At 69.0% G+C, this 14873-nt stretch carries 9 protein-coding genes; 4 read left to right on the top strand and 5 right to left on the bottom strand.

What is annotated here, in order from left to right:
* Positions 1–94: 94 nt before the first annotated feature.
* On the top strand, positions 95–1108 hold the full coding sequence (locus AB8A24_RS23450) for a Gfo/Idh/MocA family oxidoreductase (RefSeq protein ID WP_328960977.1): 1014 nt from the start codon (positions 95–97) through the stop codon (positions 1106–1108).
* Between the two features lie 63 nt (positions 1109–1171).
* On the opposite strand, the gene AB8A24_RS23445 is transcribed toward AB8A24_RS23450, so the two are convergent.
* A complete protein-coding gene (locus tag AB8A24_RS23445) occupies positions 1172–2110 on the bottom strand; it encodes a DMT family transporter (protein WP_328960978.1) in 939 nt (312 codons plus the stop codon).
* A 132-nt stretch (positions 2111–2242) separates the two neighbouring features.
* Here AB8A24_RS23445 and AB8A24_RS23440 point away from each other — a divergent pair, with 132 nt between their 5' ends.
* On the top strand, positions 2243–2614 hold the full coding sequence (locus AB8A24_RS23440; protein ID WP_328960979.1) for a hypothetical protein: 372 nt from the start codon (positions 2243–2245) through the stop codon (positions 2612–2614).
* Here the strand turns inward: AB8A24_RS23440 and AB8A24_RS23435 are convergent.
* The gene (locus tag AB8A24_RS23435; protein WP_328960980.1) at positions 2611–4161 is read right to left on the bottom strand and encodes a carboxylesterase family protein; all 1551 of its coding nucleotides are present in this window, start codon (positions 4159–4161) and stop codon (positions 2611–2613) included. The two genes, AB8A24_RS23440 and AB8A24_RS23435, sit on opposite strands and share 4 nt — an antisense overlap.
* Positions 4162–4336: 175 nt before the next feature.
* Positions 4337–4954 (bottom strand): dihydrofolate reductase family protein, encoded by a 618-nt coding sequence (locus tag AB8A24_RS23430; protein WP_369477496.1) that lies wholly within the window; start codon positions 4952–4954, stop codon positions 4337–4339.
* Positions 4955–5197: 243 nt separating this feature from the next.
* Here AB8A24_RS23430 and AB8A24_RS23425 point away from each other — a divergent pair, with 243 nt between their 5' ends.
* On the top strand, positions 5198–5899 hold the full coding sequence (locus AB8A24_RS23425) for a hypothetical protein (RefSeq protein WP_369477494.1): 702 nt from the start codon (positions 5198–5200) through the stop codon (positions 5897–5899).
* Between the two features lie 60 nt (positions 5900–5959).
* Positions 5960–6202 carry a helix-turn-helix domain-containing protein gene (locus AB8A24_RS23420; RefSeq protein ID WP_369477492.1) on the top strand — a complete coding sequence of 81 codons (243 nt, stop codon included), beginning with the start codon at positions 5960–5962 and terminating at the stop codon, positions 6200–6202.
* Positions 6203–6598: 396 nt separating this feature from the next.
* Here AB8A24_RS23420 and AB8A24_RS23415 read toward each other — a convergent pair whose 3' ends face one another.
* Positions 6599–6946: a hypothetical protein gene (locus AB8A24_RS23415; protein WP_369477490.1), complete on the bottom strand. Its 348-nt coding sequence runs from the start codon at positions 6944–6946 to the stop codon at positions 6599–6601.
* Positions 6947–6954: 8 nt separating this feature from the next.
* The gene (locus AB8A24_RS23410) at positions 6955–14310 is read right to left on the bottom strand and encodes a ricin-type beta-trefoil lectin domain protein (RefSeq protein WP_369477488.1); all 7356 of its coding nucleotides are present in this window, start codon (positions 14308–14310) and stop codon (positions 6955–6957) included.
* Positions 14311–14873 lie beyond the last annotated feature (563 nt).

Below are 14873 nucleotides of genomic sequence, written 5' to 3'. Positions count from 1 at the left end.
ACAGTCGACCATGAAGGGTCATCGGGGCACGCCCGGCCAGGTTGACATGCGCGGGCGGATTGACAGGTTCCGCCGACAGGGTCAGGTTGAGTGCATGCGCATCGGGCTGATCGGAACGGGCCGGATCGGGTCCTTCCACGCGGCGGCACTGGCCCGTCATCCAGAGGCGGGCTCGCTCCTGCTCGCGGACGCCGATCCCGCGCGGGCGGCGCGCCTCGCCGACCGGCTCGGGGCCACCGCCGCGCCCTCCGTGGAGCAGGTCTTCACCTGGGGCGTGGACGCGGTGGTGGTGGCGTCGGCGACCGAGGCGCACGCGGATCTCGTCGTACGGGCGATCCGTGGCGGGCTGCCGGTGTTCTGCGAGAAGCCGCTGGCCCCTGACCTGAACCGGACCCTCGCGGCGCTGCGGGAGGTCGCGGCCTCGGGCGGACTGCTCCAGGTGGGCTTCATGCGGCGCTTCGACGCGGGCTACGGCACGGCCCGGGAGCGGGTCCGTTCGGGCGCGTTGGGGCGGCTGCACACCGTCCGGACGACGACGGGCGATCCGGCGCCGCCGGCGGCCGGGTACCTGGCGACCTCCGGCGGGCTGTACCGGGACTGCCTGGTGCACGACTTCGACATGATCCGCTGGGTGACCGGGCGCGAGGTGGTCGAGGTGTACGCGGCCGGTTCGGACGCCGGTCCGGCCCTGTTCCGCGAGACGGGCGACATCGACACGGCGGCGGCCGTGCTGACGCTGGACGACGGCACCCTGGTCACGGCCACCGGCACGCGGTGCAACGGCGCCGGGTACGACGTGCGGATGGAGCTGGCCGGGGAGCTCGACCAGGTCTCCGTCGGGCTGGACGACCGGACGCCGATCGCCTCCACCGAACCGCACGGCCCGCCCGCTGCGAGCAAGCCGTGGACGGGCTTCCTGGAACGGTTCGCCCCGGCCTACGAGGCCGAGCTGGCGGCCTTCGTCCAGCTGGTGCGGGGCGAGGGACCCAATCCGTGCGACGGCCGGGAGGCGCTGGCGGCCTTCCGGATCGCGGAGGCCTGCGAGCTCTCGCGCAGGGAGCGGCGCCGGGTGCGGCTGGAGGAGCTCCCGGACCTGCCGGCTCTGTAAGGGGGGCACGGGGCCACAGTACGACGGGTGATCAATGTCGGCTGCGGCGCTTTCCGGACACGCTCAGGAGGTGCCGGCGGCGGGGAGCACGGCACGACGGCCCCAGGCGGTGCCCCCGAGGACCAGGAGGGCGCCGGCGTAGCCGAGGGCGCCCAGCTCCTCCCCTCCGACGGCGATGCCGGCGACGGCGGCCCACAGCGGCTCGGTGCCCAGCAGCAGGCTGACGCGGGAGGGCGAGGTGCGGCGTACGGCCCACATCTGCACGAAGAAGGCGAAGAGGGTGCAGAAGACGGAGAGGAAGGCGAGCCCGGCCCACTCGGCGGGCCCGAAGTCGGCGGCGGCGGCCCAGGGGCTGTCGCCGGTGCCGGGGACGGCGGCCAGCAGGGCGAAGACGAGAACGGCGGCGCCGAGCTGCACGGTGGTCAGGGACAGCGAGTCGGCGTCCTGGACGGCCTCGATGCGGGCCATGAGCAGGACGTGCAGGGTCCGGGCGAGGGCGGCGCCGAGGATGAGCAGGTCACCGGTGCTGGGCGCGGTGAAGCCGGCGCCCTGGGTGAGGAGCACGACCCCGGCGACGGAGACGGCGGCGGCGCCGAGGAATCCGAGGGAGGGCGCCTGCCTCCTGACGGCCGCTTCGGCGAGCGGGGTGAAGATCATCGTCAGGCTGATGATCAGCCCGGCGTTGGTGGCGGAGGTGTGGACGACCCCGTAGGTCTCCAGGAGGAAGATCCCGCCGAGTACGAGGCCCAGCAGCCCGGCGCCGCGCAGCTGGGCGGGGCGCAGCGCGCGCAGCCGCGTCCAGCCGGCGACGACGAGCACGGGCAGGACCAGCGCGAACCGCAGCACGAGCACGGCGATGACGGTGTGGGTGGTGGTGATGCCCTTGGCCGCGAGGTAGCTGCCGCCCCAGACGACGGCGACGGCCAGCACGGGCAGGTCGGCGAGCCAGGCGCGGGGGGAACGACGGGGAACGGCCTCGAGGGCGGGTGCGGCGACGGTCACCGGATGTCTCCAACGGGTCTTCGGCGGGTGGAGACGGCGGTGGCTCGCACGGGTGGGCGCACACTACCGGAGCCGATCATGCCGGGCGACCTGTTTGTCGGCGGTCCCCGCGGGACCCGTAGCATCGGGGGCATGGCTGATCTCTACGCCCTGGACCTGGCGTTCGACCTACTCGACGGCACACCGGAGGCCGTGCTCGCGGAGGTCCGGCGTCAGCTCGCGTCGCCGGACGGACTCCTGTCGGGCCGCGGCTCGGCGTGGCGCGTCGGCGGCATGCTCGTCGGCGAGTTCGGACCGGCGGAGCGCGGCGGCTGGGCCCTGACGACCCGCCAGGAGGTCCACGAGGAGCAGCTCCCCGACGTGGAGGACCTCCTGCTGCTCCTGGCCCCCCACATCCGCCCGCCGGGCCCGGTCGGCCGCATCCGCCACTACGAGAACGAGGCCCCGGACCTCCTGGTCCTGCGCGAGGGCCGAGTGGTCCAGCTGGCGCTGGACCCGCGCTAGACGGCCTGGTCGGCCTCGGCGAGCAGCGGCAGGGCCGGGAAGGTGTGGTCCTGCCAGATCAGCCGGGAGGCCTCCTCCGGGTAGGCGGTGAGGGCCGGTCGGGTGTCGAAGAGCCGCACGAGGCGCTGAGCGCTGCCGTACGCGGGCCAGCCGGGGTCGCCGTGGGCGGCGAACTCCGTCCAGGCTCGCCGCATGCGCGCGGACACCTCCTCCGCCTCCGGGAACGGCTTCTCGCCGATGAGCGCGGCCGGTTGGCCGTGCTCCAGGTTGCCGAAGACCAGCGGCACGTCGAGGCCGTGGCAGGCGCCGAGGGCGCCGCCCATGCCCGGGGCGGACCAGGTCAGCTCGTAGACGTGGGCGCGCCCGCCGGCGGCGGTCTGGGCCTGGGCGAGGTGCAAGGACGGCATGCGGAACAGCCAGTCGGAGCCGACCAGCTCGTACAGCTCGTCGGGGCTCGCGGTCGGGAAGGCCTCGCGGTAGCGGTGTGCGGCGTCCCGGCCCGGGCCGTAGGCGTGCAGGGCCCTGGCCGCCTGCTCCGGGGTGATCTGCCCGAGCAGTCCGTCGAGCGCGGTGAGCAGCCGCGTCTCGTCGCGGGTGTGGCCGACGAGGAGGTCGACGTCCCGGCCGGCGCCGTCCGCCAGGGCCTGCCACGGGGTGGTGGGCAGGATCTCGCCGTCGACGACCGGTGAGAAGGGGATCGCCCGGTGCGCGGCCGGGCCCCAGCGGTCGGCCCACCTGTCCATCGCGGAAGCGACCCGGTCGGCCGCGGCGGACAGCCGGGCGGGGTCGACCCCGGACAGCGCGGTCGCGGTGGGCCTCAGGCCCAGCTCGGCGGCGCAGGCGGCGGCGATGTCGGCGGCGAGTTCCGGCGAGAAGAAGGTGGCCGGCACGCTCTGCGCGACGGCCCGGCCGAACAGCCCGGCCGCCCGCGGCATCGCGAGCAGCGCGGCGATCGACCCGGCGCCGGCCGACTGGCCGAAGACGGTGACGCGGCCCGGGTCGCCGCCGAAGGCCCGGATGTTGTCGCGCACCCATTCCAGGGCGGCGACCTGGTCCAGCAGGCCCCGGTTGGCGGGCGTGCCCTCGATCTGCCCGAACCCCTCCGGGCCGACCCGGTAGTTGAAGGTCACGACGACGACTCCGCCGTCACGCGCCAGGCGGCCGCCGTCGTACTCGGGAAGACCCGACATGCCGATCGAGTAGGCGCCGCCCTGGATCCACACCATCACCGGGAGCCCGGCGCCCGGGCCCGGCTCGGGCGACCAGACGTTGACCGTGAGCCAGTCGTCGCCCGCCGCGTCCCGGGCCAGCACGTCCATGCCGAAATGGCCGCCCTGCGGGGGCGGCGGACCGTACGACACCGCGGGCCGCACCCCGTCCCACCTCCGTGCGCGCCTCGGTGCGGCGAACCGCAGCGGGCCCACCGGTGGTTCGGCGAAGGGGATGCCGCGGAAGACCGCCACGCCCTCCTCGCGGGTGCCGCGCAGCGCCCCGCCCGCCACGCGGACGTGCGGGTGGGACCCGGCTTCGGATGCGACGTCGGTCATCACAGCTCCCTCACTGGGTGTCCCGGACATTGCGCATCATCCCGCCGCCGCCGGACGCGCGCCGGCGATTTAGGCGGCGTCCACCGAGGGATCGCCCGAGGGCCGCGGGCCCGGCCCGGACCGGCCCGGACCGGCCCGGACCGGCGGGCGTCCGCCCCGCCGCGTCCCGTGACCCCTACTCGCCGACCGTGCCGAAGGCGGCCCGGCCCGTCGGCCGGTAGGTGTGGATGGCCGTGCCGGCCGATGTCGTACGGGAACCCGCCAGCTCGTAGGCGGTCGGCAGCCCGCCGGTGGGGAACAGCCTCCGCCCGGCGCCGAGGACCACGGGAAAGACCAGCAGGTTCAGCTCGTCGACGAGGTCCCGGGCCAGCAGCCACTGGGCGAGCTGCCCGCTGCCGTGCACCTGGAACTCCCGGTCCAGCGTGTCCTTGACCCGTACGATCTCGCTCTGCAGGTGCTCCCCGTCGAGCACGGTGACCGGTCCCCAGGCCGGCTCGTGGAGGGTCGTCGAGGCCACGTACTTGGGCAGCCGGTTCAGGTTGGCGGGCACGGGGTCGGCGGGGTCGTCATGCTTCGGCCAGTACGCGGCGAAGATCTCGTACGTCTTGCGCCCGAGCAGGAACGCCCCGGCCCGGGCGAACACCTCGGTGATGAACTCCCCCATCCCCTCGTCGGCGAACGGCGCGACCCACCCGCCGTAGTCGAACCCGCCGCTGGGGTCCTCCTCGGGCCCGCCGGGGGCCTGCATCACGCCGTCCATCGTCACGAAGGTGGTCAGGGTCAGCTTCCCCATGGCTCTGCGCTCCTCGTAGATCGTCAGCACACAGAGGCAGACTCCCGGACCCCCACGAACTCATCGCGACGCCACGCAAGAATCCAGCCGTTTCGACCGATCGGTCCATATGTGCGCGCATTGGAGCCGAGTCTCCGGGACCGGGGCAGGCAGCACGACCCACCACATGCGCCACAGTGTTGCAGTGCTGCACCTACAGCAACGGTGTCGGTACGTGGGCCGATCCTGTGCACAGGGGAATAGGTGGAGGGGTGTCTCCTTCCATCTGCGGCGCTGCGGGACGCCTCGTCCGCAGCCTGGGACAACGGCAGCACCCACCACGCCGAGCCCTTACGGAGGTTCTGCGACCGCAACGGCGGCCGGCTCACCGTCGTCGAACTCCCGCTGTACGCACCCACGGAGGCACCGTCCGCCGCCCTGATCGTGGCCGGCGTCGGGGGCAGTACGCGCCGGTTCAGGATCGAGGACCCGCAGCTGCTCCTGGCCGACGACGCCGAGGACGAGGACCGGTTGTCCGGCTGGTCCACCGACGAGGACGCCGACACCCTCGTGGCCCTGGCCGGGGGCACGTTCGGGTTGACCGTGAAGCACCGGGCCACGCCCGGGACACCGCCCCTGGCAGTCCTGGGCGAGGTAGGCGTGATCGACCGGTTCCGGTCGGGATCGGGAGGCCTGCGCCTCACGCTGGCCTGGCCGGCCGGCCTGCGCGGCACCGCCGCGTCAGGTGCACGGAGCGGGCTGGTACGCCACGGCGTCGCCTATGCAGGGCCGGGCGGAGGCTGCGTGTGCAAGCGTCACGACTGCGGCGGCGTGGTCCCCGTCTTCTGGTGCGAGGAGCACAGCGACGTTGTGGGGCCGGTGTTGGAGTGGCCCCCCAAGGCGGGATCCGCACTCAGGCGGTACCCCCACCACACCGCCCAGGATCAGCCGAACAGTGAAGCATAAGTTTGGACGCATCCCGCTTCGGCGGGTACGCAGTGCCCGTCGGCTGGTCTTCCGGCTGGAGTGTGGTCGGAGCCTCGGGCTCGCAGGTGCTGGCCCGTGGCCAAGCACGCCGGCGCTCGGATCGCCCGCATCCGCAAACAGCGTGGCCTGACGCAGCAGGGACTGGCGAAGCGGGCTCACCTGTCGAAGTCGCTACTGTCGAAGGTGGAGTGCGGGCAGAAGCCCGCCTCTCCGGCCCTTGTTGCTGCCTGTGCCCGTGCGCTGGATGTTTCCACATCGGACCTGTGGTCTCCTACGCGTTGAGAGCGCTTGTGGAGTGCTTTCTGGTAGGTCGCGTTGGCTCGAGCGAGCTCGTCGTGGTGCTCATCTTCGGCACCGCCGTCGACGTCCTCGGCTGGCACTCTCCACAACCCCATCGAAGCCAGTTCAGACGCCAGCGTCTGCCTACCGCTTGGAGCAGCAGCCGTCCGCTGACGTTGCCGTCAACTACTGCCGTCAGACACCCCAACGGCCCTACCGGAAACAGATCCAAAAGGGCCGTTGGGGACTGTGATGTTGTAACGGTCCGCGATGCCTAATTCCACGCAGAGCGGAATCCAGAGCGTGGCGAGCCTTTCGACCTACTCCCTCGGCACTCCGAACGAATTGATGCATAATCAGGAGAACTCTGCTCGGTCACCAGCACAAGATCAACCCATCTCATGTAGGAGGAGCTTGCAGGCCGATACACCCGACCACCCTTGTCAGATCGGGACTAAGAAACAGCTGGAAGAAACATCCGCCCCCTTCCCGGTCGTCGATATAGCCGATCAGGAGATCTTCACTACCGCTTGCCGCCAGATTGGCCACAGCTTCCTCGCCACCCAGCGGTGGGCGATTGAGGTCTTGCAGCCTCCGCAATCTTCGACTGTATGTGTGATGCAATCTGACGGCAGGGATCCTTCTTGGCCAGATTTCGAAGGCAGCTCCAGCCGCAAGCGCGGCCCTGGCCTGCACGTTGACAGCAGATGCGACAGCCAGTGCCTGCATCAGCTCATCTCTGTTCATTCTCGTCCCTATCGAGCACGCGGGTTAAACCACGGCCCGCCACCTATGCTGATCTCCGATGCATCGATATCACTAACGATTAGGTGCTCTGCCTCTGCCCAACCCCCATCGTATTCAGTGCCATGAATCTGAATATCTCTGCTCGGTCCGACAGGAACCTGGAGATCTGAACGACGGATCCGCATCACTACACTGCCCGGCCCCCACTCTTCAACCTCTTCCATGGCTCGCTCGATATCATGAGTCCAGGAAGTAAAGACACTCCCCGTGTCGTTACCGACATGCCGTATAGGATCCGAATGGAAGCCGTCGCCCAACCGCGGAACGGCTCTACCTTCAAGCGCAGCCGCATGCTGCCTATGCCCGTCTCCGACGCCTCGGTAAAGGTACTCGCCGTCGATGTCGCAGTTGTGAACTAGGACTGGCGTAGCACCGGCGAGCACATAGTACGTGTGGAGGTCGGCGACGGTGAGGTTGTATGTCTCGTTGAACGTCTCGTATGTGTGGGTCGCAGCTACGGCGACCGATGCGCCTTCGTCGGTTCTGAGGTTCTCGCCCGGCTTGAGGTCGCCGGCGTTCTTCCATACCTGGTCGGTTTCGGACCAGAAGGGGTGGTGGTCTGTCGTGGTGATGGTTTTGACGCCGTCGTCGGTCTGAATGCTGACGTCGGTGTACTTCTTGTCGTCCTCGGTGTAGATGGTGGCGGTTACCGCCTTGGCACCGGTTTCATCGGTTTCGGGGTCGACGGCCTGTACTTCGTCACCGACGGCCAATTGCTCGATCGGTTTGCTGGTCCCGTTCGCGAGGAGGACCTTCGTTCCGGCCACGAAGCTGTTACATCTGCCGAACACCCTCTTCAGGAAGTCGCCAGCTCGCCTGGCTGCCGTCGGTCCTGCTGCCGCCTTGGCAACCGGCGGCATCGGGGCCAGAGCTTCTGCGAGTATGGATTCGATCGCATTCTCATCGGATGCGATTCCGAGCTTGTTGAACAGCCCGTTGGCCTGGTCCCGTCCGGCGAGACCGAAAAGCGACAGAATCCGGCCATGCGGCGTCAGCTGGTCGGCACTTGCGTAGCCTCGGACCAAGCCCGTCCAGATGTTGTTCCAGGTCGAGGGTTCCTTCGTCTTCGTCATGACGGTCAAGCCACCCTTGCGGCTGCTTCCCCGGCATTCGGGATCGCGTGAGCAGAGGCGGTGGTCGGCTTCCCGTGCGGCGCGCTGGGTGATGCGCTTCTGCGCGACCTGCACCACCTTGCTGGCCTCTGCCTGGAAGCCGCCGTCGCTGTCGCCCTCGAAGTACTTGAGGCCGTCCGGGTCCAGGTTGGTGATGGGGTTGCCGTTGGCGTAGGTGTACCCGTTCATCTGGAGCGGGTCGGTGATGTCGATGATCGGGTCGACCGTGATGAAGCGGCCGGTGCCGGCCTCGTATTCGCGGGCGCCGATGTGGATCAGGCCCGTGGTGTTGTCGTCGTTGCCCGTGCCGAGGAAGGAGCGGTCTCCGGGCCAGCTTGAGGGCTGGCTGCCGCGGGGGTTGCCGTACGGGTCGGACTTGCGGCGGGCGGTCGGCTGGCCGGCCTTCTGCTCGACGCTGATGGTCGCGGTGTTGTGGCGGTCGGTGAGCAGGTGCGACAGGGTGTGGCCGGTGGTCTTGCCGCTGGTGCGGCGGACCGTGGTCGGGGCGCCGGGGCTGCTGTAGTAGCGGACGGCGTCCATGGCCTTGCCGGCCTTGTCGACGGTGATCTCGGTTTCGCCGAGGTAGAGGGTGCGGGCGCTGCCGGTTTCCTGGATGACCCGATTGCCGGACGCGTCGTAGAGGTAGCTGGTGAGGTTGCCGAAACTCCACTGCTGGGCCGCGGTCGGGGCGGGACCGGCGCACTTGGAGGTGTGCAGGTCGTTGCCCTCGGCGTCGTTGTCGTCGGGGACGGTGAGGCACTGGTCGGTGCCGGTGTGGAGGGCCTTGTCCGTCTCCCGGTAGGTGAACTTCTGGCTCGGCTCGCCCGGCTTGCAGGCCTTCAGGACGGCCTTGCCATTCTCGGAGGTGAGGCACTTGCCGAGAGCCTGGACGGTGTCGCCGGTGATGCGCCACTGCTGGGGTTTGGTCTCGTTGCAGGACAGCAGTTGGACGGGAGTGCCGTCGGCGGTGTTGCCGTCCTGGACGTCGAGGCACTTGCCGGAGAGGCCCGTGACCGCGACGGAGCCGATGCCGGGGCTGGTGGCCGAGAGGAGTTTGTTGCGGCGGTCCCAGTTGAGGTTCTGGGTGTCGCCGTCGATGGTGCGGGTCTTGGTGTTGCCCGACGTGCTGTAGGTGTAGGTGGACAGGGAGTCGATCGTGGAGCCGGGCGTCCTGGTGGTCTTGTTGACCTTGGTCAGGGCGTGGGGCTGCTTCTTGGGGTTGGGGAGGGCGCCGCCCGTGATCTCCACGCCGTAGGAGTACGTCGTCTCGTCGTCGAGGGCGCTGTTGGTCGGGTCGCGATCGGTGAGCTTGGTGCGGTTGCCTACGGCGTCGAACTGGTAGTCCTGCCAGTAGGCGTCACTCGGCGTACCCGATCCCACCTCCGTGCGTTCCGGGCCTGTGGGACCGGTGGGGCAGCCTTCCGTCTTGCCCGTCCAGGCGCGTACGAGCTGGCCCATGGCGTCGTAGCTGTAGCACTGACGGTCGACGAGGGTCGGGGACTGCGGGGTGGTGCCGGGGTAGGTGTCCTTGATGGCGGTCGGGTTGCCGACCGCGTCGTACGTGTAGCTGAGGGAGGAGAGGAGATTCGAGCCGGACGCGGAGTCGCGCGTCTCTTTGTGGCTGGTCGCCGAGGCGACTCGTCCGGTGTGGGGGTCGAAGGTGTTCGTGGTCCACACGCGGTGGGGTGCGTTGCCGGAGGCGGTGCGCAGGATCTCACCGTAGGGGCTGTAGACCGTTTCCGCGGTGTACCAGGACAGGCCGGACATGGTCTGCACCATGCCGTCGGCGTTGTAGCGGGTGATCAGCTTCTCGGCGGCGAGCCCGCCGATCGTGGCCGGGAGGGTCGTCGACTGGACCTTGCCGGTGGGGGTGTACGTGGTGCTGTAGGCATAAGTACCGGCCAGACCCTTCGTAGCGGGCAGGTCCGGGATGGTGATCCTCGAACCGGTCGGCCGGTACTCGCTGTCGTAGCCCGTGACCTCGGTCTTGTACGAGCCGGCGCCCCACTTGCGGGTGGAGGCGACGGGCTGGCCCTTGCCGCCCGGGAGGGTGTCGTAGGTCCAGGTGGCGATGGGGTCGGCTGTCTCGGAGTCGTCACGCAGCGCGGTCTTACGGCCGAGTACGTCGTACGACGTGTACTGGGTGACGTTGTCGACGTTGGTGCTCGAGACCTGCTGGTCGAGGTTGTTGTAGGTGAACGTCGACCGGCCCGTGTCGGGGTCCTGCGACGTGGTCATCCGTCCGCGGGCGTCGTGGGTGTAGGTCCAGTTGTTGCCGGCCGTGTCGGTGACCTTGGCCAGCTTGCCGCGCACGTCGTAGGTGTAGCCGGTCCTGGTCGACGTGCTGAGGTCGGTGGCGGTGTAGTGCTCGATCTCGGAGGTGCGGCCCAGGGCGTCGGTCCACGTCTTGACGGCGCGGCTGCCGGGCAGCGGCGCCGACCCGGTGGGCGACATCCCGCTACGGGTCAGTGTCCAGTCGCCGCCGTACTGCGTGACGGCGGACCGGCGGGCTTCGCCCTTCTCCAGGCTGGTGACGCGCACGGCGCGGCCGAGGCCGTCATAGGCGGTCTGGGTGGAACTGGGTACCTCGGTGACCGACCTGGGAACGTACAGCTCCGTGCTCACCTTGCCTTCGGCGAGGTAGCCAATGTCGGTCTGGCTGACCGTTCCGTTCGCACTGTGCAGGGTGTCCGTGATCAGCCGTGCGCCGCCCGGCCCCTCGCTCTGGCTCTGGCGCGGTCGCAGCAACCCGTCGTAGATCGCGATGGAGGTGCTGTAGGTGCCGTTGTCCTTGAGGGCGCGGGAGATGACAGCTGGCGTCTTGAGCTCGGCGATCTGGTACTCGAAGGTGTAGGCCGCCGGGTCCGTGGGCTTCTGCGAAGGCGTCCGTACCTCCCTGCTCCGCCCCAACTCGTCGTACACCGTGGTGACCTTGCGACCGTTCGCGTCGGTCGATTCCAGGACGCTGCCGCGGGCCGGGTCCACCTTGGTGATCACCGTGTGCCCGAGGGCATTGGTCGTCGTGGTGGAGAACGCCGGTCCGGTCGGAGGACTGAACGCGATGCCCGACGGGTTGCCCGCGGCGTCGTACGTCTTGATGGCGCGGCCGAGGGCGTCGTACTCGGTGCGTCCGGACGTCGTCCAGCCGGTGCCTGCCGCGTCCGTGCTGTCGACCTGGTACGGGAGGCCCTTGGTGGGCGCGGTGCCGAAGGCATTGACCGCGTCGTAGGAGACGCGGATGGCGCTGAGGCGCGTGCCGGCCTCGACGCCACCGCCGGAGCAGTCACCCGTCGTCTCGACCTTCTCGGACTGCAGACCGATCAGGTTGTTCGCGGGGTTGTGGACGTACTTGAGCTTGGTACAGGACTGCTTGACGGTGGTCCACCCGGTGCCCTTGTTCTCCAGGACATCCGTTTGCGTCGTCTTGAGGAGACCGTATGCCTCCCTCCCCTCGTAGGTGCTAAGGGTGCGCTCCGCACGGGACTTGCCACCACTGACGGACTCGATGTCGTCGGTCCGGGCGATTCCCGTCTGGTGGGCGATCAGATCGCTGGTGCCGGTCCTCTTGCGCCTCGCCGTTTCCACGCTTCGCGGCCAGGTCAGCTGGCGACTCTCGACGCTGCCCCCGGCCCTGCTGTAGGTGATGGTCTCGGCAATCTGGCCCTGGTACTGCGGCAGGTCCTCTCCGAGCTCTTCCGTGCCGGTGGAATCCTTGACGGTGACCTTGGCCGCGTCGGTGGACAGACCTCGGAAGTACCGCTTCCGGGTCTGGCTCTGCTCGGTCGCGTCGGCCTTACCCGTGTTCTCGGTCGCACCTGTTGTCGTGAGGACGGCGGCGTAGCCGCGCCACTGACTGTAGGTACGCCGGTCGGGCTTGGTGAACTCGTCGTCGTCCTTGGCCCAGGCGGCATCCTCGTACGTGTAGCTGGTCCTGACGTCGGGGCGCTGTGCCACCCGGTCCTTCTCGACCACGCTGTCCACGACGTACTTGTTGAACAGCTCGATCGGCGGGACCTTGTCCGGGTCCAAGCCCGAGTCCGCGGACCAGTGCACGGGGAAGCAGCGCGTGGTGTTCTTCGCCAGGTCGGGAACGCTCGTCCCCTTCGCGCACGGGGCCGAATACTTGACCTCGATCTCACCACCGGTCTCGGTGAGGATGGTGCCCACCCGGAGCCTGTCGAAGTCCGGCGCGGCGTCAGGCTTCCCGTTCCGGTCGGCCTTCAGGACACGGTTGGGCATGTCCACCGCATTGGCCTTGAAGGAGACCGGCGGCAGTGAGACGCCGAGGGTGCTGTTCTTGGCGCCGTAGGCCGTCCGGGTGATGGACTCCAGCCACAACGGCGGGCTCGTATCGGTGCGGTGCTTGGGCAGCGACTGCTTGAGGGCCCACTGGTCGACCTTGGTGAGCGCCGTGGAGCCCTCGGTCCGCTGACCGTAGGTAGTGACACGGTCCAGGCGCATGCGCGACCAGAACGTGGGGGAGAAGGTTTCGCAGACCGCCGCGTCCATCTTGCAGTTCAGCGAGGCGGGGGTGTCGTACCACCCGATCCCGTTCTTGGAACCGAACAGGGAGTCGGCGCAGGAGATGTTCTGCTCCTCGAAGCACCGCTGCTCCACCCCGAACTCGACCCGACCCGCGGGGGCACCGGCGAGGTTGTCAGCGCGGAGTCCGTAGAGGATGCGGGTCGGGTATCCACCGCGGATGTATCCGACCTTGGCGCGGTCCTTCTCGTTGACCTTCTCGTTCTTGGCGTAACGGTTCTCTTCCTTCGCCCAGTCGATGACCATGGCGTTGCCGTGGACGTCCTCGACGTAGTCGAGGTTCCAGCGCCAGGCCTGCATGCAGGATGAGTTCGCGTAGGCCGCCTGATAGCACGGCTCGCCAGGGTGGTTGCCGAAGACCGGGACGGTGAAGACGGAGTCGGTCACGGTCTCGGGTGAGGTGCCGTCCCCGTGGGTGCCGACGTTGTGGCGCCCGTAGTGGTAGCGCATGCCGTCGCGCGTGGTGACGACCCAGTATTCGCCGTCCTTCGCGCCGTTGCCGCTGCCGGTCTTGAGCTCGACCTTGGAGCCGTCATCGGTGACGGGGACCCAGGCACCGCTCGCGGCGTCGTGGACGAGTTCGGTCGTCGACCCGTTGAGCGACAGGACGACGTTGTCGCCGGCCCAGCACAGGTCGCCCTTCTTCTTGTCCGTGGCGTTGTCGTTGTTCGGCCTGCCGCTCGACGAGGCCTTCAGGTCGTCGGAACAGGAGCGGTACCGACGTTCGACGAAGCCAGGGTTGTAGTCCCAGCCGTCACCGACCCAGGACGCCTGACCGTTTGTCACGGACGTCCTGCCGTCCACCGCCTGCGAGGAGTACGAGAACGCGATGGACGGGGTGGGGCCCGCCGGCGCCGGGGGCACCGTCAGCGGGTAGGTCCAGGAGAAGCCGCCCCCACTGCCACCGGCGGTCCATGAACCCGACGGCGAGAGGGAGGTCGCCTTGTACGAGCCGCCCGCGCCCGCCGCCCCGTCGGAGGCGACGACCGCCATGGCGCCCGCGGCGCCGCCGACGCTCATGGTCCGCATGCCCTCAACGGGGGCCGCGACCGGGTCGAGGGTCGCGATGACCTTCTTGCCACCGGCGTCGTTCGAGCTCGGAACGTCAACGGAGACCGAACATTCCGGCAGTTCAGGATGCTCGAGGAAGCACGCGGGATACTGCCGCAGCTTCAGGCGCGAGGCCCACTCCGTGCCGTAAAGATCCTGGAACTTCGAGTAGTCCAGAGCGACGTCGACCGGATGCACGGCGTCGACCGGCGGCGTGATCTTGATGATGGCACCGTCCACACCGGCGGCTTCGGTCTTCGCGCGGCCTTCGACGGCCGCCGACCACGTACCCGTCGGGGCGGTACCCGTCCCTGGCACCTTGCCGATGCTGACCGGGAGCGAGCCGACCTGGACGAAGTCGGCAGAAGGCGTAGGAGCCAGCGGGATGCTGGCCGAGGCTTCCGCGGGCGGCGCGACCGCAGTCGGGGTGTAGTCCTCGAGCGGCTTCGGAGGATCACCCACCCATCGACCGAGCGCGTCCATGGCGGCCTGGTCAGGCCTGACCTTGAGGTCCTTCTGGAGGCCGGGCAGCTCGACACCGCTGCGGTCGCCCGGTGGCGCCGCCCAGGCCTGGACGGGCAGAAGAGTTGCGACCAGCACCACGGAGAGAGTGATGCCGGCGCGCCCGGCGAGGCGCGGGCGTCTCGCGCGCGCCTTTCTGTTTCCGGGCAGGCGGAAATTGTTCGCCGAGAACGGCGACATGTGGACCCCCCCACGCTCTGCCGCCACGGCAATGGAGCATGGCAGGCAGGAAACTGACAATTAGCCACCGATTCTGTGGCCCGTGAATCGGAAAAGCCACAGTTCCGCTCTTCGGTGTGGGCTTTGTCACTGCACCGGGTGTATACCCTGGGGTATTCGACGCAAATCGCCCGCTAACGACACGCCCGGCAGGCGATGCAAGGGGTGAAGATGTCGGAGAGATGGTTCATGCTCAGCTCGCACGCCCTTCGCCTGAAATGCAGTGACAGAGCGAGCTGTTCACCGGTTTCAGGCCAATGGCCTAAATTATTTAGTGAGTGCCGAGGGCTGCCATTCCGGCCGCCCGAGGGGGGAGAAGTACCTCGTGTCTGTCAGCGATTCCGCGGGCCAAAGTCCGCCACAAAGGGCTGAAAGAGAAGCCCCCGCACCCGCGCGTAGGTGGTACAGGCGCCGGCGCACCC

Source organism: Streptomyces sp. BF23-19 (assembly GCF_041106355.1).
Lineage (GTDB): Bacteria > Actinomycetota > Actinomycetes > Streptomycetales > Streptomycetaceae > Streptomyces > Streptomyces virginiae_A.
This window is presented reverse-complemented; position numbering and strand designations above follow the sequence as displayed.

What these genes read in the sequence shown, in the direction of transcription:
- AB8A24_RS23430 (WP_369477496.1), bottom strand. Translation starts at nt 4,954, where the DNA reads ATGGGGAAGCTGACCCTGACCACCTTCGTGACGATGGACGGCGTGATG.
- AB8A24_RS23450 (WP_328960977.1), top strand. Translation starts at nt 95, where the DNA reads ATGCGCATCGGGCTGATCGGAACGGGCCGGATCGGGTCCTTCCACGCG.
- AB8A24_RS23435 (WP_328960980.1), bottom strand. Translation starts at nt 4,161, where the DNA reads ATGACCGACGTCGCATCCGAAGCCGGGTCCCACCCGCACGTCCGCGTG.
- AB8A24_RS23440 (WP_328960979.1), top strand. Translation starts at nt 2,243, where the DNA reads ATGGCTGATCTCTACGCCCTGGACCTGGCGTTCGACCTACTCGACGGC.
- AB8A24_RS23415 (WP_369477490.1), bottom strand. Translation starts at nt 6,946, where the DNA reads ATGAACAGAGATGAGCTGATGCAGGCACTGGCTGTCGCATCTGCTGTC.